Source organism: Jannaschia faecimaris, assembly GCF_900107415.1.
Lineage (GTDB): Bacteria > Pseudomonadota > Alphaproteobacteria > Rhodobacterales > Rhodobacteraceae > Jannaschia > Jannaschia faecimaris.
Window position 1 is genome coordinate 16031 of record NZ_FNPX01000018.1, and the last position, 23847, is coordinate 39877.

Annotated in this window: 24 protein-coding genes and 1 tRNA gene; 11 read left to right on the plus strand and 14 right to left on the minus strand. The window is 59.7% G+C overall.

The window, feature by feature from the left end; translation table 11 throughout:
* Positions 1–4: 4 nt before the first annotated feature.
* The 6 genes from BLV27_RS15645 to BLV27_RS15670 all read right to left on the minus strand — a co-directional run bounded on the left by BLV27_RS15645 (position 5) and on the right by BLV27_RS15670 (position 5052).
* Positions 5–1201 carry a CpaE/TadZ family protein gene (locus BLV27_RS15645; RefSeq protein WP_170831480.1) on the minus strand — a complete coding sequence of 399 codons (1197 nt, stop codon included), beginning with the start codon at positions 1199–1201 and terminating at the stop codon, positions 5–7.
* A gap of 10 nt (positions 1202–1211) precedes the next feature.
* Entirely contained in the window at positions 1212–1850 is a 639-nt protein-coding gene (locus BLV27_RS15650) for a TadE/TadG family type IV pilus assembly protein (protein WP_092647446.1), read from the minus strand.
* A 2-nt stretch (positions 1851–1852) separates the two neighbouring features.
* Positions 1853–2374, minus strand: coding sequence for a TadE/TadG family type IV pilus assembly protein (locus BLV27_RS15655; RefSeq protein WP_139176690.1), 522 nt, complete (start codon positions 2372–2374; stop codon positions 1853–1855).
* A gap of 5 nt (positions 2375–2379) precedes the next feature.
* The gene (locus tag BLV27_RS15660) at positions 2380–3915 is read right to left on the minus strand and encodes a pilus assembly protein TadG-related protein (RefSeq protein WP_092647448.1); all 1536 of its coding nucleotides are present in this window, start codon (positions 3913–3915) and stop codon (positions 2380–2382) included.
* On the minus strand, positions 3912–4757 hold the full coding sequence (gene cpaB, locus BLV27_RS15665) for a Flp pilus assembly protein CpaB (protein ID WP_092647449.1): 846 nt from the start codon (positions 4755–4757) through the stop codon (positions 3912–3914). The genes BLV27_RS15660 and cpaB overlap by 4 nt, the downstream gene beginning before the upstream one ends.
* 94 nt (positions 4758–4851) lie before the next feature.
* Entirely contained in the window at positions 4852–5052 is a 201-nt protein-coding gene (locus BLV27_RS15670) for a Flp family type IVb pilin (RefSeq protein ID WP_092647450.1), read from the minus strand.
* Between the two features lie 1271 nt (positions 5053–6323).
* On the opposite strand from BLV27_RS15670, the gene BLV27_RS15675 reads away from it, so the two are divergent.
* The gene (locus BLV27_RS15675) at positions 6324–7154 is read left to right on the plus strand and encodes a helix-turn-helix transcriptional regulator (RefSeq protein ID WP_092647451.1); all 831 of its coding nucleotides are present in this window, start codon (positions 6324–6326) and stop codon (positions 7152–7154) included.
* 1061 nt (positions 7155–8215) lie between these two features.
* Here BLV27_RS15675 and BLV27_RS15680 read toward each other — a convergent pair.
* A complete protein-coding gene (locus tag BLV27_RS15680) occupies positions 8216–8707 on the minus strand; it encodes an ureidoglycolate lyase (RefSeq protein ID WP_092647452.1) in 492 nt (163 codons plus the stop codon).
* Positions 8704–10101, minus strand: coding sequence for an allantoinase PuuE (gene puuE, locus BLV27_RS15685; RefSeq protein WP_092647453.1), 1398 nt, complete (start codon positions 10099–10101; stop codon positions 8704–8706). The genes BLV27_RS15680 and puuE overlap by 4 nt, the downstream gene beginning before the upstream one ends.
* Before the next feature lie 142 nt (positions 10102–10243).
* Between puuE and uraH the strand changes: the two genes are divergently transcribed.
* The 4 genes from uraH (at position 10244) to BLV27_RS15705 (ending at position 15302) form a co-directional block, all read left to right on the plus strand.
* Complete coding sequence (gene uraH / locus BLV27_RS15690; protein WP_092647454.1) at positions 10244–10597, plus strand: hydroxyisourate hydrolase; 354 nt, start codon at positions 10244–10246, stop codon at positions 10595–10597.
* 145 nt (positions 10598–10742) lie between these two features.
* Positions 10743–11996 (plus strand): urate hydroxylase PuuD, encoded by a 1254-nt coding sequence (locus tag BLV27_RS15695; RefSeq protein ID WP_092647455.1) that lies wholly within the window; start codon positions 10743–10745, stop codon positions 11994–11996.
* A gap of 126 nt (positions 11997–12122) precedes the next feature.
* Positions 12123–13130 carry a TAXI family TRAP transporter solute-binding subunit gene (locus BLV27_RS15700; RefSeq protein WP_092647456.1) on the plus strand — a complete coding sequence of 336 codons (1008 nt, stop codon included), beginning with the start codon at positions 12123–12125 and terminating at the stop codon, positions 13128–13130.
* Between the two features lie 87 nt (positions 13131–13217).
* Positions 13218–15302 (plus strand): TRAP transporter permease, encoded by a 2085-nt coding sequence (locus tag BLV27_RS15705; RefSeq protein WP_092647457.1) that lies wholly within the window; start codon positions 13218–13220, stop codon positions 15300–15302.
* A gap of 92 nt (positions 15303–15394) precedes the next feature.
* Here BLV27_RS15705 and BLV27_RS15710 read toward each other — a convergent pair whose 3' ends face one another.
* A complete protein-coding gene (locus tag BLV27_RS15710; RefSeq protein ID WP_092647458.1) occupies positions 15395–16132 on the minus strand; it encodes an SDR family NAD(P)-dependent oxidoreductase in 738 nt (245 codons plus the stop codon).
* A 178-nt stretch (positions 16133–16310) separates the two neighbouring features.
* On the opposite strand from BLV27_RS15710, the gene BLV27_RS15715 reads away from it, so the two are divergent.
* From BLV27_RS15715 to BLV27_RS15725, 3 genes are read left to right on the plus strand one after another with little or no spacing between them, the layout of a single operon-like run.
* Positions 16311–16547: a hypothetical protein gene (locus BLV27_RS15715; protein ID WP_139176693.1), complete on the plus strand. Its 237-nt coding sequence runs from the start codon at positions 16311–16313 to the stop codon at positions 16545–16547.
* Positions 16544–17533, plus strand: coding sequence for a YihY/virulence factor BrkB family protein (locus tag BLV27_RS15720; RefSeq protein WP_092647460.1), 990 nt, complete (start codon positions 16544–16546; stop codon positions 17531–17533). Before BLV27_RS15715 ends, BLV27_RS15720 begins: the two co-directional genes overlap by 4 nt.
* Positions 17523–18668, plus strand: coding sequence for an AI-2E family transporter (locus tag BLV27_RS15725; RefSeq protein ID WP_211605529.1), 1146 nt, complete (start codon positions 17523–17525; stop codon positions 18666–18668). Before BLV27_RS15720 ends, BLV27_RS15725 begins: the two co-directional genes overlap by 11 nt.
* 30 nt (positions 18669–18698) lie before the next feature.
* Here the strand turns inward: BLV27_RS15725 and BLV27_RS15730 are convergent, their stop codons facing one another.
* Entirely contained in the window at positions 18699–19187 is a 489-nt protein-coding gene (locus tag BLV27_RS15730; RefSeq protein WP_170831481.1) for a hypothetical protein, read from the minus strand.
* A 108-nt stretch (positions 19188–19295) separates the two neighbouring features.
* Positions 19296–19379 (minus strand) — tRNA-Tyr (locus tag BLV27_RS19430).
* Between the two features lie 99 nt (positions 19380–19478).
* Between BLV27_RS19430 and rlmB the strand changes: the two genes are divergently transcribed.
* The 3 genes from rlmB to BLV27_RS15745 all read left to right on the plus strand — a co-directional run bounded on the left by rlmB (position 19479) and on the right by BLV27_RS15745 (position 21197).
* Complete coding sequence (rlmB, locus tag BLV27_RS15735; RefSeq protein WP_244504705.1) at positions 19479–20279, plus strand: 23S rRNA (guanosine(2251)-2'-O)-methyltransferase RlmB; 801 nt, start codon at positions 19479–19481, stop codon at positions 20277–20279.
* Between the two features lie 97 nt (positions 20280–20376).
* Complete coding sequence (locus BLV27_RS19840; protein ID WP_244504706.1) at positions 20377–20529, plus strand: hypothetical protein; 153 nt, start codon at positions 20377–20379, stop codon at positions 20527–20529.
* 194 nt (positions 20530–20723) lie between these two features.
* Positions 20724–21197 (plus strand): CoA-binding protein, encoded by a 474-nt coding sequence (locus BLV27_RS15745; protein WP_092647464.1) that lies wholly within the window; start codon positions 20724–20726, stop codon positions 21195–21197.
* A gap of 308 nt (positions 21198–21505) precedes the next feature.
* Here BLV27_RS15745 and BLV27_RS15750 read toward each other — a convergent pair whose 3' ends face one another.
* The 3 genes from BLV27_RS15750 to hisA form a co-directional block, all read right to left on the minus strand.
* The gene (locus BLV27_RS15750; protein WP_092647465.1) at positions 21506–21823 is read right to left on the minus strand and encodes a phosphoribosyl-ATP diphosphatase; all 318 of its coding nucleotides are present in this window, start codon (positions 21821–21823) and stop codon (positions 21506–21508) included.
* Positions 21824–21828: 5 nt separating this feature from the next.
* On the minus strand, positions 21829–22590 hold the full coding sequence (gene hisF, locus BLV27_RS15755; RefSeq protein WP_092647466.1) for an imidazole glycerol phosphate synthase subunit HisF: 762 nt from the start codon (positions 22588–22590) through the stop codon (positions 21829–21831).
* Positions 22591–23015: 425 nt separating this feature from the next.
* Positions 23016–23738 carry a 1-(5-phosphoribosyl)-5-[(5-phosphoribosylamino)methylideneamino]imidazole-4-carboxamide isomerase gene (gene hisA, locus BLV27_RS15760; RefSeq protein ID WP_092647467.1) on the minus strand — a complete coding sequence of 241 codons (723 nt, stop codon included), beginning with the start codon at positions 23736–23738 and terminating at the stop codon, positions 23016–23018.
* Positions 23739–23847 lie beyond the last annotated feature (109 nt).

Here is a 23847-nt window from a genome sequence, read left to right on the forward strand (position 1 = left end):
CCTTTCAAACAGGTACGTTGGAAGTAGAAATGGGAGCGGTCGAGAGCATCTTTGCGAGTTGGCGATAGGTCTTGCGACCCTTGGATCTGGTCGAGACAGTTGGGCGACCCAAATCAATGGCGCGCCGTTCTCCAACAGGATCGGCAGGCAACCACGAGACCACCTTCAGATCTAACAGCGCCTCTGCTTCCCGGACGTTTTCGGATTTGAAGAGCGGCTTCTTTTCCCGGTTCATCACCAATTCGACGGGCAAGCCGAGCCGAGATTCGCGATAAAGGTCGATGAGGCGCTTGGCTTGCCTGATACAGGGGACCGAACTATCTGACACCATGATCAATCGGTCGGTCGCTGAAATGACCGGCGTAAGCCAATCCAACGTCGCCCTGGGCAGGTCAATAATCACGTAATCGTAGACTTCACGGAAAGCGCTAATCAGATGCGATGAGAATTCCGGTGATATTGAGGTGAGCGGCACGAAGACCGCAGGCGCGGTCAGAACATCAACTCCGAATTCGCTTGTCTGAACGGCATCCAGGATGGCGCGGGTGCTGGGAAGCGTATCCTGAGCGATCAGCTCGTAGAAAGCTCCGTTGTCTTCTAAATCCAGATATGTGCCGGCATTTCCAAACTGCAGATCCAGGTCGAGAAGCAGGACACGCGACGCGGGTTTCCCCTTCTTAATCGGAGCAGCAAGCGAAGCCGCCAGGTTCACGGCGACGGTAGTTGCCCCGGCACCGCCCCGTGATTGGGAAATTGAAAATACTTTGCCAGCTGGTCCCTCTCGCGGCCGGTCGGGCTTGACGTCCTTTGGCACATTCACCGCATCTTCAAGCGCTTGGATGAGGGCTTCGGCCTTTGTCTCCAATGGCAGGATGTCCGCGGCTCCGGAAACTCTGAGCTTTCGGACCTTCGTCAATGGAAGGTACTCATCCACGAGCGCGACGAATTTCGTGCGGCCATCAGCCATTTTGACGAACTGTGCAAGCGCGGCGAGGTCAGCCTCGGAAACACCCGTTTCGAACAAGACGATCTTGTGCATTTCGATGATTGATTCAGCGGATTCGATCAGCTCGTGCAGCGTTGATTTCGGCGCAGGGACCGCAGTCAGCTGTGCAGAAATTGGTGTAAATTGGCAGGACGCGAGTAAATCCGGAGCTCCTACAACGAGAATATTGCCGGAGATCGAAAATTGATGGCTCATTTCAAATGTCCTATCCATCTGTTCCGTTTGCCAGGTCTTCACCGGGCAAAGTTATGCTGAAGTTTTTATAATCCATGTGATCAGGCAAGGTCTCTGTTGCGCCGCTGGCGAGATTGACAAGCGAATCGATTGCGAATGGAAAACTGTAGTCTTCTGGAACGGTTAGCTCGACGGTCACTTCCGGTACGTATGGTCCGCCGAGATATCCAAGTTTCGGGTCGGGGGTATATGTAAACGTGAGGTCATCGATATCGGTACCGGCGGGTAGCTGCGGCGAGATGCGAGCCCAGATTTCACTGGCCGTGGCGTTGCTGGCGCTGCCGACGCAGGTGACTTCGGCCGGCATGGCACAGGCATTGGGAACCGCCCCGCACGAGGTGCCGAAACGCGGCGCTGGTATTGCGGTTCCTACTGAGTAGCGTTCGGGTATGAATTCGGCGCAGGCAGGCGGACGGACGGTCGCGACCCGCGCGGCAATCTGTACGGATTTTTCAGCCATCAGGTTATTCGAGGCAAAAATTCCGAAATCGATGATTGAGGCAATCATCAGGAAGAACACGACGACCACCATGGCGAATTCGACCATGGCCGCGCCGCTTTCGTCGCGAATGAAGCGCCTGATGCGTGATGGATTTTCAAGCCGAGCCACGATCAGAATATCCTCGAGCTGCCTGACACCGTCGCTGAAAACGGGTCCAGTTCATTTCCAAAAATTCCGAAAAGGAAACCGAGCGGAAACTGAACGGAGATTTGCGCGGCGACGGTCGCAACGGGGGCCGGGGAAGTCCGGAAGTCTCCCGGGACGCAGGCATACGTCGCGTCTACACCTGTGACCGCGAATTGCGACGGAAGTACGCTGTTGTCCGATCGATCAGTTTCAATCCTTGTTTTCAAATCGGTTTCATAGTCGGTAAAGATGCCACCGGTGAAAGTGCCACCGGTGACGCTGCCATCGGTAGGGCAAATGTCGACGGGTGCAATTCGCCCAAGATAGCGGCTGGCATCCTGAACTCCGCTTAAAACCGCCTGGTAGCCGATAAACAGCCGTCCAAACTCAACAATGATGGCGAATATGAGTATCATCAGCGGCAGGCTGATAACGAATTCGACTACGGCGACGCCATCCTCGGATTTGAGAAACTGCTTGAGCCGGTTTTTGGGGGATAGCATCATGGCGATCACCGGTACAATTGAACGACGTCGCGAAAGACGCCACCCGTTCCAGCTGAGCTGTAGCCTGCAACCCCGGCAGAGCCGATAACCTCGACCCAAAGGTCAAAGGAAGGCGGCGATCCCACACCCTCGCCTACCGGGTTTGTCATGAAAATTTCGACAAACTCTGCAACGGGCACATTAGATGCCGAACCGTTTATCGGGTTCGCTACGCAGTCGACTGCTGCGGCAATGAGGACGCGACGCTTGGGGTTAGTCGAGACATTCGAGGTACATTGCGGCGTCCCCGCTTCGTCTCGACCATCCAGAATTGCACCGTTGGGCAGGCCAGCGGTCTTGGCATTCTCGATCTCGGCGACATAGACACCATAGCGGGTTCCGGCATAGGCGGCGGGGATATGGGGCAATAGGTGGCTATCCTCGCCGACATCCAGCACTCCGTTGGCATCGCCATGGTTGGTGTCGATGTACGTGTCATAGTCCCAGGTGCCGTCCCCGAATCGCGTACAACCACCCGTGGCAGAGAAGCAATCGTCTTGCGGCAAGCCGATCGAATTGGTCGACGCCGTTGTAGAATTCCAGCCGCAGGAACCCGACGGAATAATCCCGGAAATGGTGTTCGGGGCGGCGGTATAATTGGGGTCGTTCTTATAGGTGCTCATCACACTACTAAACTGGTCGAACCGTGTGTTGAAGACGGCGTTCATCAGACCGACCTTTTGCCCAGGTTCGGTCGTGACGCCTTTTTCCGAATAGCACCTGGTGATATTGTCCTCGGCCCCGATGAGGCAGCCGATAAGTTTTGCGCCGGAGAGCCCCTGGCAGGTCGACCCGACGGAGCCGGCCGTTACATCAAGGAAGCCGAAATCTCCGGGGCCCCACGCCGTGCCTTGACCGCCACTGCGCAGCAAAATCTGATCGCCGATCGAAGTGTTCTGGGTCGCACTCCATCCGGGTGGCTTGCAGAACATGAGCGGGGTGACGTCGCAGGCTTCCATCGTGAAACCTGCGATGGCCTGCCCCGAAACAGTCGCCTGTGTTGCGCCGCCAGTCCCCAGGATAGCCCGAGTGGCTTGCAGAAATGGGGTGGCCAAAGTTGCGGGCGTCGCGACGACTTGCGCGAATATGGCTTCAGATGAGTTTGTTGTGAGAAACGGCGAGGTGTCCGTAGGGGTCCCGTCAGGCTCGACATCCTCTGCGGGCAAGCCATCGAGGAAGGTCAGCGTATAGTCGGCCGCGCCGAACAACGTGCCGTCGCCGCCATAAGCTTGCGGATTGGATATCAGAACATCGGCTGCGTTGGTCGCGCGTGTAATGCTGTCGTCCTGGCCGTCTAGTTCTGCCGCTGCGGCCAAGGCCACGTTTTCGGCAAACCGCTTCAGGTCAGTCTGCGCTATCTGAATGCGGCCCATATCGAAGACGAGCGCCGTTATACCCAATATCGCAACAAGGGACATGATCCAGAGAACCAGAATGCTCCCGGATTCGTCGGCGGCGAAGCGGGCCAGTCGTTGGGGTGTGAAGGGCCCGCGCCGGATCATTTCAGGAAGACCTGTTCCGTTGCCAGTCCGCGACGAACGATGACGCTGGAGCGGACGGGAACTGGCGCAGGTGCAGGCTCTTCGGTCGCGACGACCTCCACGACCGGCTCCGGCTGGCGGGTGTCGAACAAGTCACCCAATTGGACCTGCTCCAGCGGCTCATGTTCAGGCGCATCCCGCTCGCGCAGGCTCAGGCTCAGTTGTCCGGCTTTTTGTGCAAGGGCCAGTTTCTGCCCATCATCGGGCAAAACTTCGACGGTGATGGTGCGGGCCACCTGTGGTGAGCCTTGTTGCGACTCAGAGGTCTGGTCAATTCCCACAACACGTACATTCTGAAGCACTGTTCCGGCGCGCAATTCACCGTCAGCAGTATAAGTCATCATGATATCCACTCGGTCGCCCGGGGCGACGAAGCCGCCAACCGCGGTCGAAGCGTTAACACTGATGGCCATGGCACGATGCCCGGGCGTCAACTTCTGAACGATCGTAACCAACTCGCCCGGAGTTGAAAGTTTGGCGACCATGAGAGGCTCGCCGGGAAACATACGGCCCAACGCCCGGCGGGGTTCACCGGCCAGGAACGGGTCCATGCTTGTGTATAGCCCCGGAACAAGAGCGTCTTTGGGCCACGATTTTGTCATCAGCATCGCCGGCTCAATCGCTTGGCCAAAAGCTATTTCGGAGCGTACTACAATCACGTCGACCATCTGTGCTTCCTGCATTGCAGTTGCAGACCCGGGGTTCACGGCAATGTTCATCACTGCGAAGGACCCCGCACCTGCCAACGCGGTGCCTACTAGAATGGTGGCAAAAGTTCTGAATTTCATAATAGCCTCCAGCATTACCTTTGAAAAAGGTATGACTTTGGGAGAAGAAGGTCCGGAAGCCGCGCCCAGCGGCTTCCGGAAGCATTTTCGATTGTGCTAGAAATTACTTCTAGCAATCGGCGTTTGATGTATCAGTTGCTACGTCATAGGTGAGAGCACCACATGCGAGTGACGCGTTGGTCCCTGCCTGGTCTCCCATGACAGTGAAAGTCCCGACCCCGATACCGGCAGCAACCAGCAGTGCGATTGCGTATTCGACCATGGCCGCACCGTCTTCGTTTGCGGCGAACGTTTTGATATAATTGAACATTGTGTAGTCCCTTGCTCTACTAATTAAAGGATGGCGTAACCGCGCCATTGAGATGTCGACACCAGATGGCAGCGATCTCCTTCACCATATGTTTCGGAAGCGGCGCTCACATCGTCCAAAGATATGAGATTTACAACCTGAAGTTGTAATTTGTCCGATTCTCTTCCAAATTAAGACATAATTAGGACACACATGAAGCGCTGATCGCGGCACCGATTCGTTGATTTGCGGGCCGGACCGAGGGGTATTGAACTGTTATTCGCACCGTGTCGTCGACGTGGCCCAATCTCACATGCTGCGGAGCTGATCTGAGCGATCTCTACTATCGCTAGAGCGGAGAGCGGAGTTCATAGCTCTAGCCATTTTTCCCAATGATATGGTGGAAAACAGAGGATATCGGCGTGTTCTGACCGGCGTCGTCATTCTCGCAAGCGTTCGCAGTGATGACGCGCTGCGCTGAGTGTATCGGGGCCCACAAACACATACGCCAGCGACTGATAGCGGTCGGGCGACATGGGCCTGCTCGTTCGAAATCGGCGCTTCCGGCTGCGGAGACCCGCGGCCACAAACCGGTCACAATTCACTTGCGCAACTCTTAGTGCGCACAGTGCGGCACGAAGCCTGAATGTACGAAGGGAGTGTGGCAAGCTGATCGGGCGGGGTTGGGGGGGCGAGGGCAGCACGCAAGCAGAGCTTTCGGACCAAAAAGGTAGAGACGATCGCCGGACCCGTTTCTTTATGGACCTCGGATCAGGTCATTGACTGCACCGGTGCCGCCGCATCGCTTCGCAATTTCCTACAACTGAATGACCACCTGCCTATAGAGGCCGCGGCACCAGGGTTGTCGTAAGCCATAATTGCAGCGCCTTGATGCCTTCGTGCCCGATCGGGAACTGCGCAACCGCGATCTCTCGGGCCTCATGCCCCGGAACAAACGGTCCTGAACTACTGAAATCTTGTTCGGCTGCCGGATCGACGTGCGACGACGCGATACGAGCGCCACCAAAAGTTCCCTGCCGCCGGTACCCTCGCTCAAACGTGACCCAATGATTATTCATCCTACCGCTTACGGCAAAGCTGCATCGGTCAAACGTGCCAAACTCCTGCCGCAAAATGGTCAAGTAAATTTACAACAGTAGACCAACGGGAGAATGATTCTGGATTTTTCAGCTCCAGCTTCTGCCGTATTGATGGGTTGGTCAGATTCTCGCCCTCCTTAGTGTGTTTGGACATGATTTTTTATGTCTGCGCTGTTTTTTGGAGCTTTATGAATGTCGGCGATTAGGAAGAGTTTCAGTGCGGAGCAAACGCGCGGGTCGGTAAAGGTCGTTGCCAAATTTGTCCATGCTGTTGACTTGGGAGGGAATTTTCAGCTCGTCTTGGCGGGACTTCAGGGACTTGTCGGTTCCGACAGCGTTAAGATCGTGCGGCAAATGCGGCATTTCGATCGAACGCGGATTATGGCTCGGCACGAAAAGGCGGTCAGGATGCCGCCTGGCAAAGCATCATGCAGCCTCGGTTCCGAGCTTCTTGGTGATTTGCTACACACGACGAATTTGGGCAGTGTCCTTTGCATCACCGAAGTTAACGCAAGCATCGACGCGAGGGACAAGCTGGATCAGTTCGGACTGCGGGAAGTTGTTACCCTCTCGCTTTGCACCGAGAGAGATTTTAGCGATTTTCTGGAGTTCCAGTTCGAGCGTCCGCTGCTCGAACACAATCGGCAACTGCTAGAAATACTCGGATCCGTACTTTCGCAAAGTTGGCTTGACCGCGCGCCAGGGGTCGCGGCCATGCTCCTGGCCAGACAGCCATGCCAAAATTCGGAAGATCGCGAACCGAAATTCGCTAACGTTCTCAGCGTTCAGAACCCCGCCGGGCTCACCCGATCAGAGTATCGCATCTGCATGCTTGTTCAGGAAGGCCGTCTGCCGGACAAACTCTCTGAAATCCTGCAGATCAGCAAATCGACCTTTCGCAGTCATATGCGCTCCATCTTTCTCAAGACCGGGGTCTCGGGACACCTCGAACTTGTTCACCTGTTGCACCAGTCGGGCAACCAGACTCGAGATGGCCTTCAAATGAAAGCTGTGCAGCGCTGACGAATTATCTCTTTGCCACGGTATTCTTAGAGATTGGGCTTCAAAGGCGTTGACGAGGAGCGACAGCAAACAGCTGCTGTGAGCATGACACCTACCAGTGGATCGTCGGGCATTAGCCATAACCGGTGTCGGTACGGCACCCTTAATTCCAGTCTCCATTTATGATTTGGATCCGTTTGCGCCGTTTGTAATGGGGGGTCTTCTAATCAAAGCGCTTATCGCCTGATCCCACCCAAGTGTTGTGCGGTTGGTCCTCATCGTAGTCACGGATCGACTGGAAACCACAGCTTCAGGACCAGCGGAGGGTCGTACCAAGGTGGCAGTGCCCGATCCCGTTCGGAACGCGCCTTGCCTATCAGATGCTGAGCCTTGATCTAGTGTCGCTGGACGTGGCCTGTCGTTGTGGCGAAGCCCGGACAGTAGTTCCTCAAGATCCCTGACTAGCACTTCTTCGGGCCCCATCGTCTGGGGAAGTGTCACAGCGCCTCCAGTAAAGTTGATCTGAACCGCGGCGGACATCAGCTAGGTCCCTGAGGCCGACCGCAGCCCGTTGGCCAACTGCGCGCCTGCTGCCATCGTGACCAGATGTCTCCAATGACCTCATACATCCATTTCGACATAGATCGGTCCGAGACCTGGGGCTGCATGCTGGCGCGCGCAACCAAGGATTGGCGCGAAAATCCGGCGGACAGGATTTGAGCCGGTGTCTGTGATTGTTGCGAGATCGCCGTCCCGCTGTCTTGTCGTCTTTGGACCCGTAACCACCCTGTCGAACCCGCCATTGGAGTCCGGTTTGTATTGGTTGGCCGTCGGTCAGGACATGACTGTCACGCCATCTATGTCGAGGAAAGCCTATCCAATCCCAAGATGGGATGGACCGGCCGCGACGACGGCTTTAGCGTCATGACAGAAGGTCGGAGTTCTGGCTGATCTGGAGCAAACGTCCTTGGAGCCGGTCCTGCACTCATTGAACGACCTAACATGGTCCGTGATTTTCGAAACGCAGATGCCATTTTTCGTTCGTTCGCGAAGCGTCCCCGCCGGGGCAGCCGAACGCGATTTCAGTGATTCTGTTCAACGCGGTACGGGCGATCCAACGTGTGTTCCTCAAGGTTCGCGCCCGGTCCAATGCGGTCGATGACGGCAAACAGACCGGGCGCATGCAGCGGTGTCAGAACACCGTGCCAGATGCCCCGGTGAATGTTGATCGCTCGTCCGCTGCCGACCAGGAACGCCAGCGGATCACCCGGCACGCCGCCTGCGTCGGTGGCCACGGTGACGAGCCATTCCTTGTCGTGCATTGGCACAAAGCATTGGCTGCCTTCGGGATGTCGCTCCATCAGGTCAAGTGTATAGGGCAGGGCGCTCGGCGTGGCATCGAAAAGGCTGATGCCCGGACGCCCGTCCGCGAAGTCGAGCTTTGCACGGTCATGGAAGCGGCCGCACAATCCGGCATTGATCAGCTTGTCCGGCGGGCCCGAGACCTCCAGAACGTCGCCGAACGGGGCGAAGGCCTCGGGCGTCAGGGCCTGGGTTCTGATCACGCGGCTCATCGCAGGTGATCCGATAGCCGCAGGCGTGCGATGCGCTCCACCTGTCGGCAGGCTTCAACGAATTCGGTGGCGCGGTCATTCCCGATGCGCCGGTCAAAGGCTGACAGGATGCCCGCCTTGTCGTGGTCGCGCACCGCGATAATGAAGGGGAATCCGTGCTTTGCCACATAGGCTGCGTTACGCGTTTGGAATTTCTTTCGCTCCTCGTCGGTTAGCATATCGAGCCCTGCGCCCGCCTGTTCCGACGCGCTGTCGGCGGTCAGACGACCGGCGGCGGCGAGTTTGCCGGCCAAGTCGGGATGCGCCTTCAATACTCCCAGACGCTCCTCCTCGGAGGCCGCGCGGAACATCCGGGCAAGAGCGTTGTGCAGGCCTGCGGCGGTGTCATGCGCGGGGCCGAGGTCGAGGTCGAAGGCGCGCTCGGCAATCCACGGGGAATGCTCGAAGATCGCGCCATAGGCGTTGATGAAGGTGGCCTTGTCCATCTCGCTGGACCGCACCCGTTTGGTCTGCGGATGAGTTGCTGTCCAGTGTTCCGCTATCTGAAGGCGGGTGGCGAACCAGACGCCGTCGTGCCCGCGTACGTAATCGATAAATCGCCTCAGCGCCTCCGCCCGACCGGGCCGCCCCGCCAGACGGCAATGCAAGCCGATGGACATCATCCGTCCCCCTTCGCGGTAAAGACAGTCAAAGCTGTCGCGAAGGTAGGTTTCCCACGACGCGCCATCGGGGTGCCCGGCCTGTATGGCGAAACGCATGTCATTCGCGTCCAGCGTGTAAGGCACGACCAGCTGGTTTCGTTCCCCCACCTCGACCCAATAGGGCAGGTCGTCGGCATAGCTGTCGGAGACATAGGCGAATTGGCCGGTCTCGGACGCCAGTCGGATCGTGTTTTCGGAGGATCGGCCGCAATAGAACCCGCGCGGGGCCGCGCCTGTCACTTCGGTATGGAGGCGGATGGCCTCTTGGATGGCGGCGCGCTCGTCTGCTTCGGCCATATCCTTGTGTTCGACCCATTTCAGGCCATGCGACGCGATCTCCCACCCTGCCTCTACCATGCACTCGACCTGTTCCGGCCCGCGTGCCAGCGCGCTCGCCACGCCGTAAACCGTCACCGGCAGGTCGTGAAGCATCCGGTGCAAACGCCAGAACCCGGCGCGGGCACCGTACTCATAGATCGATTCCATGTTGGCATGGCGCATCCCCGGCCAAGGCTGGGCACCCGTGATCTCCGACAGGAAGGCTTCGGATGCGGCGTCGCCGTGCAGGATATTATTCTCGCCGCCTTCCTCGTAATTGACGACCAGGCTGATTGCGATCCGCGCCTTGCCAGGCCAGTTGGCTTCGGGCGGGGTGGCACCGTATCCGGTCATGTCGCGGGGGTAGCGTTGCATGTGCCCTCCTTGGTCGTGGCACCGTGATAAGGGATAAGTTCGGGCGGAAATTTCAAGACCTGTTTGGGTCCGGTTTGCTCGAAAGACGGTTTCGAACGGCGAAGACTGGAGTATTAGGAACATACCCAATCGGAGATTTAAGATGGCCGGATATCTGACGACGCATGTTCTGGACACCGCGCGTGGCTGTCCTGCCGATGATTTGCACATCGAACTTTTCCGGGTCGACGGTGCCAAACGCTCCAAGCTGGCGGAGGCAAGGACCAATTCCGACGGTCGCACCGACACCCCGATCCTGCCGCAGGCCGAGTTCGCGACCGGTACGTTTGAGCTTGTATTCCACTGCGGCGGCTACCTGACCCGATCGGGGGTTGCCCCGGAAGAACCGCGTTTCCTCGATGTGATACCGCTCCGCTTCGGTATGGCTGAGGCGGCGCATTACCATGTGCCCCTGCTACTCAGCCCATTCGGCTATTCCACTTATCGAGGGTCCTGATCGGACAGGCTCGTGTGCCAGCCTCCGACGCGGCACCCAGGATAAGACACATCTTCGGACGCTCGAAGCCGCTTGCCCTGCCCAATGGATGCTGGAAAAATGCACCCGCGCGCAGATTGCGTTGGCCCCGCTAGGAGAAGACGCGATGTACGATCTGGCAATCATGTGGGACTGGCTGGCGTTCGCCGTGCGCTGGCTCCACGTCATCACCGGTATCGCCTGGATCGGGGCCAGCTTCTATTTTATCGCCCTTGACTTGGGTCTGCGCCGGGCTCCGGACATGCCGCAGGGGGCATACGGTGAGGAGTGGGAGGTCCACGGCGGTGGCTTCTACCATACCACGAAATACCTGGTGGCACCTGATCGTCTGCCCGAACATCTGATCTGGCATAAATGGCAGGCCTATTCGACCTGGCTGTCTGGGGTGGCCCTTTTGGCGATCGTTTACTGGGCCGGGGCGGAGCTTTTCCTGATTGATCCGACCAAGGCGGACCTGACCACCTGGCAGGCCATAGCGCTTTCCGCCGCGTTCATCGCCGTTGCCTGGATCGGATATGACCTTTTGTGCAAATCGCCGCTCAAGACGCAGCCAACTGCGGTCATGCTGGTTCTGTTTGCAGGGATCGTGGTGGCAAGCTGGTCGCTTGATCAGGTGTTTACCGGGCGCGCGGCGCTGCTGCACCTTGGGGCGATGACGGCAACAATCATGACGGCCAACGTCTTCTTCATCATCATGCCAAACCAACGCATCGTCGTTGCCGATCTAAAGGCGGGCCGCACGCCCGATGCGAAATACGGTCAGATCGCCAAGCTGCGATCCACGCACAACAACTACCTCACGCTGCCCGTTCTGTTCCTCATGTTGTCGAACCACTATCCGCTGTCTTTCGGCACGGAATACGCTTGGATCATCGCCTGTCTGGTATTTCTGACAGGTGTCACGATCCGGCACTACTTCAACACCTTGCATGCCACGGGCGAAGGCCCGGCGTGGACATGGGGCGTGACTGCCGTCCTTTTCGTGATCATGGCGTGGCTGTCGACCGTCTCGCCTTTCGATGGCGATTACGAGGCGGTCGAAAATGCACCGATTACGCCTGCGGCCCTGCGATTTGCGCAGGCAGAGGGGTTCCAAGAAGCAGCCAACACCATCAGGGGACGCTGCTCCATGTGCCACGCAAGGGAGCCAGTATGGGAAGGGATGCACTGGGCCCCGAAAGGTGTTCATCTGGAAACGGATGGGGATATTGCGCTGCACGCGCGGCAAATCTACCTGCAATCCGGCGTCAGCCATGCAATGCCCCCCGCCAATATTACCGACATGACCAATGAGGAGCGCGCCACCATCCGGGAATGGTTTCGCGACGCGGGTGGCGCATCGTTCGCCGGTCTTGGCTAGGTAAGAAGCTCCAAGTCAGTTTTGGCCTGATTTTTGGGCGGTTGCGCGGTTGTCAAAGGCCGCGCCATCGGCCACGTTTCCCAGACGAGAGGGACCGGGCAGGTCCCCGAAACCAGGGAGAACGTGATGTTCAATACTCTCAAAACTGCCGCATTTTCGGTGGTCGTGGCTCTTGGCCTTGGCGGAACCGCCAGCGCGCAGGACCTGACATTCTTCACCATCGGGACGGGCGGCACGTCCTTCACCTACTATCCGGTCGGTGGCGTGATCGCGAACGCCATCTCCAAACCCCCCGGCTCGCGCGAATGTGGCGAGGGTGGCTCCTGCGGGGTTGACGGCCTGATCGCGTCGGCCGTGTCGTCGCGCGGCTCGGTCGACAACATCAATGCCATCCTGTCGGGCCTGCGTGACAGTGGTTTCGCGCAATCGGACGTCGCTTATTGGGCCTATACCGGGACAGGCACCCGCGAAGGCGAAGAGCCTGCCGAGGATCTGCGCACCATCGCCGCCCTATTCGAAGAGCACATCCACCTTGTTGCACTTGCCGATAGCGGCATCGATAGCGTGGCGGACTTGGCGGGCAAACGGGTTTCGCTCGATGAGCCGGGTTCGGGCACCTATGTCGATGCGAACCTCATCCTTGAGGCCGGCGGCCTGAGCCAGGACGACATCACGGTCGAGGCGCTCAAGGGATCGGCCGCGGCAGAGGCCCTGCGCAACAGCCAGATTGATGCCTTCTTCGCTGTCGCGGGCTATCCAACCGGAGCCGTGGTCGAACTGGCTTCGGCCGCTGACATCAAGATCGTTCCGATCGACGGTGACGTTGCCGCCACGCTGACCGACAAGTATGGCTTCTTCGCCGTCTCAGATATCCCGGAGGGTACGTACGAAGGTGTAGCAGGTGCTGACACCATTTCGGTTGGTGCCCAGTGGTTCACCTCGGCCAAGGCCGACGATGAGCTGATCTACAACATCACCAAGGCGATGTGGAACGAGCAGAGCCGCGCGCTGCTGGACGTGGGTCACGCGAAGGGTAAGACGATCACAGCAGACACGGCGCTCGATGGTGTCGGCGTCCCTCTGCATGCGGGGGCCGAGCGGTACTATCGCGAAACCGGCCTTCTGGACCAATAAAATCAGATCAGGGCGGGCCAGAACGGTCCGCCCTGATTACGTCCGTGTGGCCCTAGGGGTCGCCCGCAGCCCTCCGGCGAGGCCCCCATGTCAACCACAGACACCGACCGCGACCTTACGCCCAAAGAACTTGCCGCGATCGAGCGGAAGTTCGACCCTGAGACGGCTTTCCGGACCACCGGGCCCATCATGGGGAGTGTTATCTTCGCCGCGCTGGTGGCGATGTCTGTCTATCATTTCTATGCCGCCGGATTTGGTCTGATCCGGGAACTTCTGCATTTCGGGGTCCATCTGGCCTTCGTGCTGGGCCTCGGGTTCCTGTTGTTTTCATGGCGTCGTGCGCCCGATGACGGCACCATTGCAGACAACTGGTGGTCGTTCGACGGGGTGAACATCCTCGACATCGTCTTTGCGGTGCTTGCTGTGGGGGCTGCGCTCTATCTGCCGTTGCTTCCGCCGGAGTTCGTGTCGCAACGTGTCGGCGACCCGACGTCCGTGGAAATCTTCATGGGGTCCGCGCTGCTGCTGATCACGCTGGAGGTTGCGCGCAGGTCCATCGGGCCGACCCTGCCGATCATCGCGCTGATCTTCATCCTGTTCGCACTTTTTGGCCAATACGCGCCCGGTGCCCTTAAGCACGGGGGGACCAGCTGGCTCGGCTTCATCAACCACATCTACATGACAAACCAGGGCATCTACGGCGTCGCCATTGGCGCGATGGCAAAGTACGTCTTTCTGTTCATCGTCTTCGGTGCGCTGGCAACGCGGATCGGGCTTGGCCAGCTCTTCATTGACTTGGCGTCTGTCATCGCGGGGCGTTATTCCGGCGGGCCGGCGAAAGTGGCGATATGTGCGTCGGCCTTCATGGGGTCGATCTCGGGCTCGTCCATTGGCAACACGGTTACGACGGGTGCGCTGACTATTCCGGCGATGAAGCGTGTGGGCTACCCCAAGGAGTTCGCTGCCGCGACAGAAGCAACGGCCTCGACCGGTGGTCAGATCACTCCGCCCGTTATGGGGGCAGCGGCCTTCATCATGGTCGACTACCTGAATATCCCTCTACGCGACATTCTGGCGGCGGCGCTGTTCCCGGCACTTCTGCACTATTTCGGCATCTTCGTCATGGTGCACTTGGAGGCGAAGAAGCTGGGCCTGCGCGGATTGACTGCAGAAGAAATGCCGAACCTATTTCGCGTCTTGCGCAACGGCTGGCTGACGATCGCACCGCTGGTCGTCCTGATCTATATGATCTTGGACGGGCGCACCCCCAGCTATGCCGCTGTCTACGCCATTATCGCCTGCGTCGTCGTGGGCTTCATGCAGAACGGGATCATCCGCGCCCAGTGCAAGGCGCGGGGTGAGCCGCTTCCGTCGGATTTGTTCGGCCCGAAAGCGCTGCTGGATGCGCTTGCCAACGGCGCGCGCGCCACCATCGCGATCGGTGCGGCCGCAGCCTGTGTGGGCATTATCGTGGGGGTCGTGACGCTAACCGGTTCGGGCTTCCGGGTCGGATCTATCGTGATCACCACGGCGAACGATATCGCAGCCTTTGTGTCGATCCTGCCGCTCTTTGACATTTTCGATCTTCAGCAATGGTCGCTCTTCTTCTCACTTGTGCTGGTGGCGATGGCTTGCATCGTTATGGGGGCAGGGGTGCCGACGACAGCGACCTATATCATCCTCGTATCGGTCACGGCGGGAGCGTTCCAGATCCTTGGAGTTGAGCCGATTGTGGCCCACTTCTTCGTCTTCTACTATGGCGTTCTGGCGGACATCACACCGCCCGTCGCGCTTGCCGCCTATGCCGCCGCCGGCATCGCCGGGTCGAACCCGTTCAAGACCGGCAACACGGCATTCCGGCTGGGCATAGCCAAAGCGCTCGTGCCCTTCGTCTTCGTCTATTCCCCCGCGCTCCTGCTGGTTGCCGAAGGTTTCAGCTGGCCCGCCTTCACCGTAACGCTGGCCGGCGCGGCCATGGGCATTGGCGCGCTGGGCATCGCCTTCACCGGCTACCTGTTCGCCAAGATGCCGATGTGGCAGCGGGTTTACACCGGCCTTGCATCACTCTTCTTCATTGCGCCCGGTCTCACGACTTTCCTGATTGGCGCGGCATTGCTGGCCCCGGTACTGCTTATTCAAGTGCGTGCGGGGCACCGGGCGCAAATGGTATGACTTCTCGCAGGAGCACCCCAAAGCAATTTCATGTGTTTGGCGGTGCTTGGGCAGGCGTCCTTCTCCTTTGATGGCTCCACCTGACCGCGCGTTCAATACGTCGCGCGACCGCCCGAAAGATCGAACACCGCGCCCGTGGTAAAGCTGTTGGCGGCGGAGACGGCCCAGGCGATCATCTCGGCGGCTTCCTCGACCTCCAGGAACCGACCGCGCGGGATCTTGGAGAGCATATAGGCGATATGCTCCTCGCTCATCTGGTCGAATATCGGCGTGCGGGCGGCGGCGGGTGTGACGCAGTTCACCGCGATGTCCATGTCCGCCAGCTCTTTGCCCAAAGACTTGGTAAAGCCGATTACGCCCGCCTTGGATGCGGAATAGGCGCAGGCATTGGGGTTGCCCTCCTTGCCCGCGATGGAGGCAATGTTCAGTATGCGACCATAACGGGCGGCCTTCATGCCGGGCACCAAGGCGCGGTTTACGTTGAAGGTGCCGGTCAGGTTGATGGCTATGATCCTGGCCCAGTCTTCCAGGCCATAGTCCACGACCGGAACGTTCGGCCCGGCAATGCCGGCGGAGTTCACCAGCACAACTGGCTTGCCCAGGGTCTTGGTCGTTTGTGCTAGTGCGGCCTCGACCGAGGCATAGTCGGACACGTCGCACGTTACCGCCAATGTGCCCAAGGTTTCGGCCGTTGCCGCATTGAGTTCGGCGTTGGCATCCCAACTGGCGACCCGCGCGCCGCCGGCGATCAACTTGCGCATCACGGCCAGGCCAATGCCCTGTGCGCCACCGGTGACGACGGCCACCTGATCCTTGAATGTTTCGTCCATGATATCCCCCTAATCCCTTTGGAAAAACCGTAGCGTCAGTGGACGGGGCTGGGAACCGGAAAGGGGGGCTGCGCGTCTGGTTCCCATGGCAAACCGACGCACACACGATATCCTGACCGCGCGCCCGGAGCTGGAGGATAGGTTTGCCCTCCATCCGGACAGCTGTTTGCGTCTCCCAATGGCGGGTATTCATTTCGATTGCGAAAACTTCGTGGGAGTGGTGCCGGGCATTGGTGATATCGCTGCCACGACTCCGCTTTGCCACATGCAGTTCCGGGGGCAGGCCATGTGTGGGCTTTTCCAGAACAAAGCGGGTAACGTTGCCAAAGCTCCGAAGGCCAGCCGAAGGGTCGTGACCGTCTTGCGTCACCATTTACAGATGGCCGACGACCTGTTCGAAGAGGTGTCCACATGAAGCGTGACAGGCCGGCCACGACCAACGAGGCCATAGCAGCAGAACCGGGTCGGGGCCGGGACGCGGTCGGCCCGACCGAAATTCCCAGAAAAGGTTGGCTGGATATCACGAAGCGATTGAAAGCCGAAATCGCGAAGGACAACCTGTCCCTTATTGCGGCAGGCGTCGCGTTCTACAGCCTGCTGGCGATTTTTCCGGCGATTACGGCGCTGATGTCGATCGCCGGATTGATGTATCGTCCCGAAGAACTCGTCTTCGTTCTCGAAGGCGCGGCGGGTATCGTACCGCCAGACGTTAGCCGCATCTTGCTGGAGCAGGCGCAATCGGTCGCTGGCAGTGGCGGCGGAGGCCTGACCCTCGGACTCGCGCTGGGCTTGGGCCTTGCACTCTGGTCGGGGTCCAACGGTGTCGGCAGCCTGATCCAAGGGTTGAACGTTGCCTATGGCGAACGTGAGACCCGTGGATTTGTTGGCCTGAAGCTGCGGACCATAGGGATGACGGTGGTCATGATGCTGGGCCTGCTTCTGGCGACATCTCTGATCGTCGTCGTTCCCATCGGTCTGGCCGTCGCCGTCCTGCCCCCGCAGGTCGAGAGGGTCGTTCAACTCGTGGCCTATGTGCCGCTTGCGCTCATCTTCGTGGCCGGTGTGTCCGGCCTTTACCGTTGGGGGCCTGATCGGGCACGTGCCAAATGGCGCTGGCTGACGCCGGGGGCTGTTGCCGCATCCGCGCTATGGCTTGCCGCGTCGGTTGGTTTCTCAGTCTACGTGCAGACCTTCGGCAGCTACAACGAGACATTCGGATCCATCGCCGGCGTCATCGTTCTGTTGATGTGGCTTTGGCTGTCGGCCCTCGTCGTTCTGCTGGGCGCAAAGCTCAACGCCGAGATGGAGGCGCAGACAGCACGCGACAGCACGAAAGGCCCAAGGGAGCCTATGGGCCATCGCAAAGCCGTCAAGGCAGATGAGCTGGGCCATGCAAGTTGATCCGCAAGGTCCACGCAAGCGGGACCCTCTGCTTGTTCCAGTCACTGGCATTTTTATTCTGCTGCTTATCCACGCGCTGGTCTTTGCTTCGGAATTCTTGATTCCGGTGACAACCGCCATCCTTGGGTACTTCATCCTCAACGCCCCGCGCCGCGCATTGGCGCGTATCGGAATTCCCGCTCCGGTCGCGGCGGGCGTGTTCACGATTTCTATCGCGACGGTCCTGACCCTCGGGGGCATCGCGCTGAGCGAACCGCTGACGGAATTCGTGGCTGATATTCCCCGACTGATCGACCGGTTCCTGTTGACCTTGACCGGTCCCGCCGGGCCATTCGAACTGTTCAGTCGCGCGGCGGAAGCAACCGACAAGGTGATGGAGGAGTCGGGAACCACATCCCCGATGAAGGTGCAGGTCGTGGGTGGTGGCGGGTTGGCTGCCTCGGTCGCCACGGTCGCGCCGGGTCTGATGGGGCAGACAATTTTCGCGATCTGCCTGCTGTTCTTCCTGGTCGCGTCGGGCGACCTGTTCATCCAGAAGGCGGTTCAGGTCGCCGACCGGTTCGAGGACAAGAAGGCCACCGTTATGACGATCCGCATGATCGAAGCGCGTCTGGGCAACTACCTCGGGGCGATCACGCTGATCAATATCGGGCTGGGCTTGGCGATTGGTATTGCCATGTGGGTGTGGGACATTCCATCACCTTGGCTGGTGGGCGTGATGGCGACAGTGCTCAACTTCGTGCCGTTCGTGGGTGCGGTCGTGGGTGCGTTAATCGCGGGCATCATTTCATTCGTGGCTTTCGAGGATGCTTGGGCGGCGTTTGGTGTTCTGGGCACTTATTATGCCCTGACGGCTGCCGAGGGGCAGTTGATCACACCGGCGCTTGTCGGTCAGCGACTGCGCCTGAATGTGACGATGGTTTTTCTGTCCGTCGCGTTTTTCGCATGGATATGGTCGGTAATGGGCATGGTTGTCGCGGTTCCAGTGCTGATCGTGATCAAGGTCGTCTGCGACGCGATCCCTCGCATGCGGAAAGTCGGTGTGTTCCTTGGCGATGCCGAGGGGTTTGTCCCGGCTGGGTCGGCGACCACAGCACGTGCCGAACCGACGCGGGTTGACGGTCCTGGCACGTGACCGGCACGCCCGCTTGCCGGCCCGGTGGTGTCAGAACGTCTCCAGGCGCAACTGAGCATCGCAGTATTCGCCGTTTGCCGTTCCGACCCAGATGTCCAGAATGCCGGAAGACGGAGAGCTGAGTTCGATGCGTGCATCCAGATTTCCGTTGTCATCGTCGTCGTAATACCAATTCCCGGCAGGCGTATTGATCAAGAGCGCGGAGTCGCACTCCGACACGACCGAGATGACCAGCGTGAAGCCCCCCAATCCCGGCGTTTCAAGGGTGAAATCAGGACGCACCGGGAAAAACCCCTCGCCCCTGTCGGACCGCAATTGATTGTATATCCCACGGCATCCGCGTTGCAGGCTGTGGTCGCCCCCGGCGGTCACACTGAAGAATTTCGGTTCATAGAGTTGCTGACCGTTGTAGTGGCCCGTCGCCCCGTTCTGCCGCACGTCGGGGCAGGCGGCGGCTGCACCCGCCAGAATGGTGGTGGCGAACGCAAAGACGCTTGCAGATAAGATTGTCCGGATCATCGATGTTCCTCCCTTTGGTAAGGGAACGGTAACATAAGTCAAAAAGCCAAGTCAGATAATTTCGGACTTGCCCCGATTGGGGTAAATATCAGAACATTTTGGAAAGAATGGTGGGCGACCCTGGAATCGAACCAGGCGTGAGTCGCCTCGAGGGAGTTACAGTCCCCTGCCACACCTTGCGGCCTGTCGCCCACTGGCGGCGGGGATAGCCGGGGCACCCGCTGGGGTCAAGCGGTGTTGTGGCGACTTTCGATGCGGGCGATAAGGGCAGCGTCTGACAGGGGAAGCATCATGGCGCAAAAGCCCAAGTGGGTTGTCCAGAAGGAGCAGGATCGGCGTGCCGCGGCGAACCAGACGGTTTGGCTATTTGGCCTTCATGCGGTGCGCGATGCGCTGCAGAACCCGATGCGCGAACGCCTGCGGCTGGTCCTGACTAGGAACGCCGCCGACCGGTTGGGCGACGTCGTTCCCGCGTCGGGGATGGAGCCGGAGATCGCAGATCCGCGCAAGTTTCCCGTCCCCCTTGACCCCGGCTCCGTGCACCAGGGAGCCGCGCTCGAGGTCAAGCCGCTCGACTGGGGGCGGATCGAGGATCTGGCAAGGCCGGGGCAGGGTAACGCCCCGCTTCTGGTGCTGCTCGACCGCGTGACCGATCCGCACAATATTGGCGCGATCTTGCGTTCGTCCGAGGTGTTCGGTGCCCGCGCCGTCGTTGCCCCGTCGCGCCATTCGGCACCTGAAACCGGCGCGCTGGCCAAAACGGCCTCAGGCGCGCTGGAGCGGCAGCCATATTTGCGGGTCGGCAACCTCGGCGATGCGATGGAGCGATTGAAGGATTTGGGCTACGTCCTCATCGGGATGGACGGTGAAGCGGAAGAGACGCTGGCCCAGGCCGCGCCTGATGTGATTGATCGGCCGACCGCCATTGTGCTGGGGGCCGAGGGGCCGGGCTTGCGCGAGCGGACGAAGTCGCTCTGCGACCGGATGGTGCGTGTCGATCCGGCGGGGGCTTTCGGGTCGCTGAACGTGTCGAACGCCGCCGCCGTCAGTCTTTTCGCGCTCAGCGCCGGGCGGGCCACGCCGAATGACTGAGAAACTTGCAACCTGTTGCTATTGCGGTCGTCGTTCGGCGCTTTGCGTGCGCAATCATGCGCTGGCCTGCAGGTCCTGCGGCGCGCCTCTGCGTGACATGAAGCCATTGCGTCCGGCACAGGCCCGCGCCGTCGCCAGCCACACGTCCAAGCCGCAGAAACCGCACAAGATGCGCAAGCCCAAACGGGTTAAGAAGCGCAAGAGCATCTGGGAGAAGGTTTTCGATGAGATCGAGGACATTTTCGACTGACGGATGCTAGAGTGTATGCTCACGCCCGCTCACGCGGAAAGGAATTCCCGTGATCGGAACTTATCCTTGGGAGAGATGTTTCCTATGTATGAAAGGAACGCGGGGTTGGAACTCCCGCCTTCCGTTTACTGTCCCTCGTTCCACGCCTCGGGCCCACGCTTGCCGTGGGCCCTTTTTTCATGTCAGGTCCGGGCATGACTACAACCCCATCAGACTCCCTGCTGCGCAGCATTTTGACTCGTTCGAAGACCTTTGCCTGTGTCGGCGTTTCGCCCCATCCGATCCGACCCAGCCATTTCGTAGGGCGGTATCTGTCGATGCGCGGATTTCACGTTGTGCCAGTCAATCCAGGCCATGTTGGAACCGTGTTGTTTGGCGAGCCTGTCGTCGGGGAGTTGAGCGATATCGACATTCCAGTCGACGTTTTGGACATCTTTCGCCGCCCCGAAGCCGTGCCCGCAATCGTCGAGGAAGGTCTTTCCTGCCTGACTGGCCTGCACTGCGTCTGGTTGCAGATCGGGATCATCAGCCCAGAGGCCGAAGCCATGTGCAATGCCGCTGGTGTCCCGATCATTCAGAATCGGTGCCCCAAGATCGAGTATCAGCGCCTGTTCGGCGAACTGCGTATGGGCGGGTTCAACACCGGAGTCATCAGCTCGAAATTATAGCGAAGGCAATCTCCGCTTTGCGCTACTGATCTCAACATTCGACAATTTGGCCTCGGCATCGACCTTCCAGAAGTGCGGTGATGATGGTGGACGTAGGAAGAATTTTCATTCTAGTCTTTGGAGTGTTGTGAAGTTGACCTGTTTGCAGGTTGGTCATCCTCAAAACACGCAAGGCGATGCGACGGTTGCATAACGGTCGCATCGCCTTGTTTCGTTTCAGGTGCGCGCCGTGCCACCACGCGGTCAGGTGACACGAAATCACCCACGTTCGTCAAAAGGTGTGGCGAACCGCGTGTTCACTTCCGTCGTCAGCCGTCGCGACTGGCCTTTTCCACGAGCCCGGAGGTGCCATGTCTTCGGTCCAGCTCCGCGAGGACATCGGCCAATGCAACGTCACGCGACGCAAGCATGATGCAGAAGTGGTAGAGAACGTCCGCCCCTTCGCGCGTCAGGGCGTCGCGGTCGCCTTTCACTGCTTCGATCAGGGCCTCCACGGCTTCTTCGCCGAACTTCTCGGCGCATTTTTCGGGTCCTTTGGAGAGGAGCTTGGCCGTCCAACTGCTGTCGGGGTCGGCGGTACGGCGGTCTTCCACGGTTTGCCAAAGGCGGTCGAGGGGGTGGGTCATATCGTTTACTCCAACCGCATGGGAATACCGGCAGCAGCCATATGCGCCTTGGCCTCGGCGATGGTGAAGGTGCCGAAGTGGAAGATCGAGGCGGCCAAAACCGCCGAGGCATGCCCTTCGGTCACGCCGTCGACGAGGTGATCCAGCGTACCGACGCCTCCGCTCGCTATGACCGGGATCGTCACAGCGTCAGACACGGCGCGGGTCAGCGGGAGGTTGAAGCCGGCCTTGGTCCCGTCACGGTCCATCGACGTCAGCAGGATCTCGCCCGCGCCTTTCTCCATTGCGGTGCGGGCGAACTCCACTGCGTCGATGCCCGTGGGCTTGCGCCCGCCGTGGGTGAAGATTTCCCATTTTCCGGGGGCCACTGTCTTCGCGTCGATCGCGCAGACAATGCACTGACTGCCGAACTTGTCGGCGGCGCGGGCCAGCGCGTCGGGGTCGGCCACGGCGGCGGAGTTAAACGAAACCTTGTCCGCCCCGGCCAAGAGAAGGTTGCGTACGTCGTCTACGGTACGCACACCGCCGCCGATGGTCAGGGGCATGAAACAGGCCTCGGCCGTGCGCGTGGCCAAATCATACATCGTGCCGCGATTTTCGTGCGTCGCGTGGATATCTAGAAAGCAAAGCTCGTCAGCGCCTGCTGCGTCATAAGTGCGGGCGGATTCCACGGGGTCACCTGCGTCGATCAGGTCGACAAAGTTGACACCCTTCACAACGCGACCGTCGGCCACGTCCAGGCAAGGGATGATGCGTGTCTTTAACATGTGTGCGGTTTGGCCGGGTTTGGCGCGCGTGGCAACAGGCGAGGGGCCAGCCCCTCCCACTCACCGGGATATTTCCGGAAAGAGGAAGGCTCAAGTTTTCCGTAAAATGGCCGGTTGCTGGAATGAGACCCGCGGGCGCGGTACGTATATTCGGTCTTGGGATCTGCGCACCGATCCCGATAGCAACCGGGAGTGTGCGCCGTTTTCGATGGACACATGCATGTTAGTCGAGGCGAGGGCTGCAGACTCTGCTACAAAACAGATACGCCCATGCGTGCGCTTGCTTTGCACGATTTCAGAACACCATTGAAAGAAGGATTGGCGACGTTGCGACCACGCAATTGTGTGTGATCACCGGCACTAACTCTCGGTCAGGCGCGCGAGATTTCCGATACGAGTGCCCGAACGGCGAGGCGTCTCATGCGTCAATCGTTGCGCAACACGGCCAGCGCTTCGCCCAGATTAATCGCCCCATCGTAGAGCGCGCGTCCCGAAATCGCCCCCGCAATCGTGCCCTTCGCCTTAAGTACCCGCAAATCCGTCAGCGACGATACGCCGCCAGACGCGATGACCGGGATGCTGACCGCGCGGGCCAAAGCGTCTGTTGCCGCTACGTTCGGGCCGCCCATGGCACCATCGCGGTCGATATCGGTGTAGATGATGGCCGCCACGCCCGCGTCCTCGAACCGGCGGGCAAGATCGGTCGCCATAATGTCTGTCTCCTCGGCCCAGCCACGGGTTGCGACCCGGCCCTTGCGGGCGTCGATGCCTACGGCAACCTTGCCGGGGAAGGCCCGGGCCGCTTCCCGTACTAAGTCCGGGTTCTCCACCGCAACGGTGCCAAGGATCACGCGGGCAAGACCTTTTGACAACCACGCCTCGATGGTTGCCATGTCGCGGATCCCGCCGCCAAGTTGGCAGGGGACGGTGACGCGGCTCAGGATGGCTTCGACGGCCGCGCCGTTGACCGGCTCTCCGGCGAAGGCCCCGTTTAGATCGACCAGATGCACCCAGTCGCAACCCGCGTCCTGAAACGCACGCGCCTGCGCCGCGGGGTCATCGTTGAAGACGGTGGCCGAATCCATCTCACCGTGCAGCAGGCGGACGGCCTCGCCGTCCTTCAGATCGATGGCAGGATAAAGGATCATGATGCGGCTCCGAAACTGGTTTGAGGGCGTTTTGGCGCAATCCGCCCAGATGGGAAAGCCCGTGCCGAAGCGTCACGCTTGATTTTGACCGCGCCGCATCGACAGGTTC

Coding starts and splice junctions, on each gene's coding strand:
- BLV27_RS15730 (WP_170831481.1), bottom strand. CDS start 19,187: ATGATCCGGACAATCTTATCTGCAAGCGTCTTTGCGTTCGCCACCACC.
- BLV27_RS15695 (WP_092647455.1), top strand. CDS start 10,743: ATGTACGATCTGGCAATCATGTGGGACTGGCTGGCGTTCGCCGTGCGC.
- BLV27_RS15645 (WP_170831480.1), bottom strand. CDS start 1,201: ATGAGCCATCAATTTTCGATCTCCGGCAATATTCTCGTTGTAGGAGCT.
- hisF (WP_092647466.1), bottom strand. CDS start 22,590: ATGTTAAAGACACGCATCATCCCTTGCCTGGACGTGGCCGACGGTCGC.
- BLV27_RS15705 (WP_092647457.1), top strand. CDS start 13,218: ATGTCAACCACAGACACCGACCGCGACCTTACGCCCAAAGAACTTGCC.
- puuE (WP_092647453.1), bottom strand. CDS start 10,101: ATGCAACGCTACCCCCGCGACATGACCGGATACGGTGCCACCCCGCCC.
- BLV27_RS15745 (WP_092647464.1), top strand. CDS start 20,724: ATGACTACAACCCCATCAGACTCCCTGCTGCGCAGCATTTTGACTCGT.
- BLV27_RS15670 (WP_092647450.1), bottom strand. CDS start 5,052: ATGTTCAATTATATCAAAACGTTCGCCGCAAACGAAGACGGTGCGGCC.
- BLV27_RS15715 (WP_139176693.1), top strand. CDS start 16,311: ATGGCGGGTATTCATTTCGATTGCGAAAACTTCGTGGGAGTGGTGCCG.
- uraH (WP_092647454.1), top strand. CDS start 10,244: ATGGCCGGATATCTGACGACGCATGTTCTGGACACCGCGCGTGGCTGT.
- BLV27_RS15720 (WP_092647460.1), top strand. CDS start 16,544: ATGAAGCGTGACAGGCCGGCCACGACCAACGAGGCCATAGCAGCAGAA.
- BLV27_RS15710 (WP_092647458.1), bottom strand. CDS start 16,132: ATGGACGAAACATTCAAGGATCAGGTGGCCGTCGTCACCGGTGGCGCA.
- BLV27_RS15655 (WP_139176690.1), bottom strand. CDS start 2,374: ATGATGCTATCCCCCAAAAACCGGCTCAAGCAGTTTCTCAAATCCGAG.
- BLV27_RS19840 (WP_244504706.1), top strand. CDS start 20,377: ATGAAGCCATTGCGTCCGGCACAGGCCCGCGCCGTCGCCAGCCACACG.
- BLV27_RS15725 (WP_211605529.1), top strand. CDS start 17,523: ATGCAAGTTGATCCGCAAGGTCCACGCAAGCGGGACCCTCTGCTTGTT.
- BLV27_RS15660 (WP_092647448.1), bottom strand. CDS start 3,915: ATGATCCGGCGCGGGCCCTTCACACCCCAACGACTGGCCCGCTTCGCC.
- BLV27_RS15700 (WP_092647456.1), top strand. CDS start 12,123: ATGTTCAATACTCTCAAAACTGCCGCATTTTCGGTGGTCGTGGCTCTT.
- rlmB (WP_244504705.1), top strand. CDS start 19,479: ATGGCGCAAAAGCCCAAGTGGGTTGTCCAGAAGGAGCAGGATCGGCGT.
- BLV27_RS15675 (WP_092647451.1), top strand. CDS start 6,324: ATGTCGGCGATTAGGAAGAGTTTCAGTGCGGAGCAAACGCGCGGGTCG.
- hisA (WP_092647467.1), bottom strand. CDS start 23,738: ATGATCCTTTATCCTGCCATCGATCTGAAGGACGGCGAGGCCGTCCGC.
- cpaB (WP_092647449.1), bottom strand. CDS start 4,757: ATGCTGGAGGCTATTATGAAATTCAGAACTTTTGCCACCATTCTAGTA.
- BLV27_RS15680 (WP_092647452.1), bottom strand. CDS start 8,707: ATGAGCCGCGTGATCAGAACCCAGGCCCTGACGCCCGAGGCCTTCGCC.
- BLV27_RS15750 (WP_092647465.1), bottom strand. CDS start 21,823: ATGACCCACCCCCTCGACCGCCTTTGGCAAACCGTGGAAGACCGCCGT.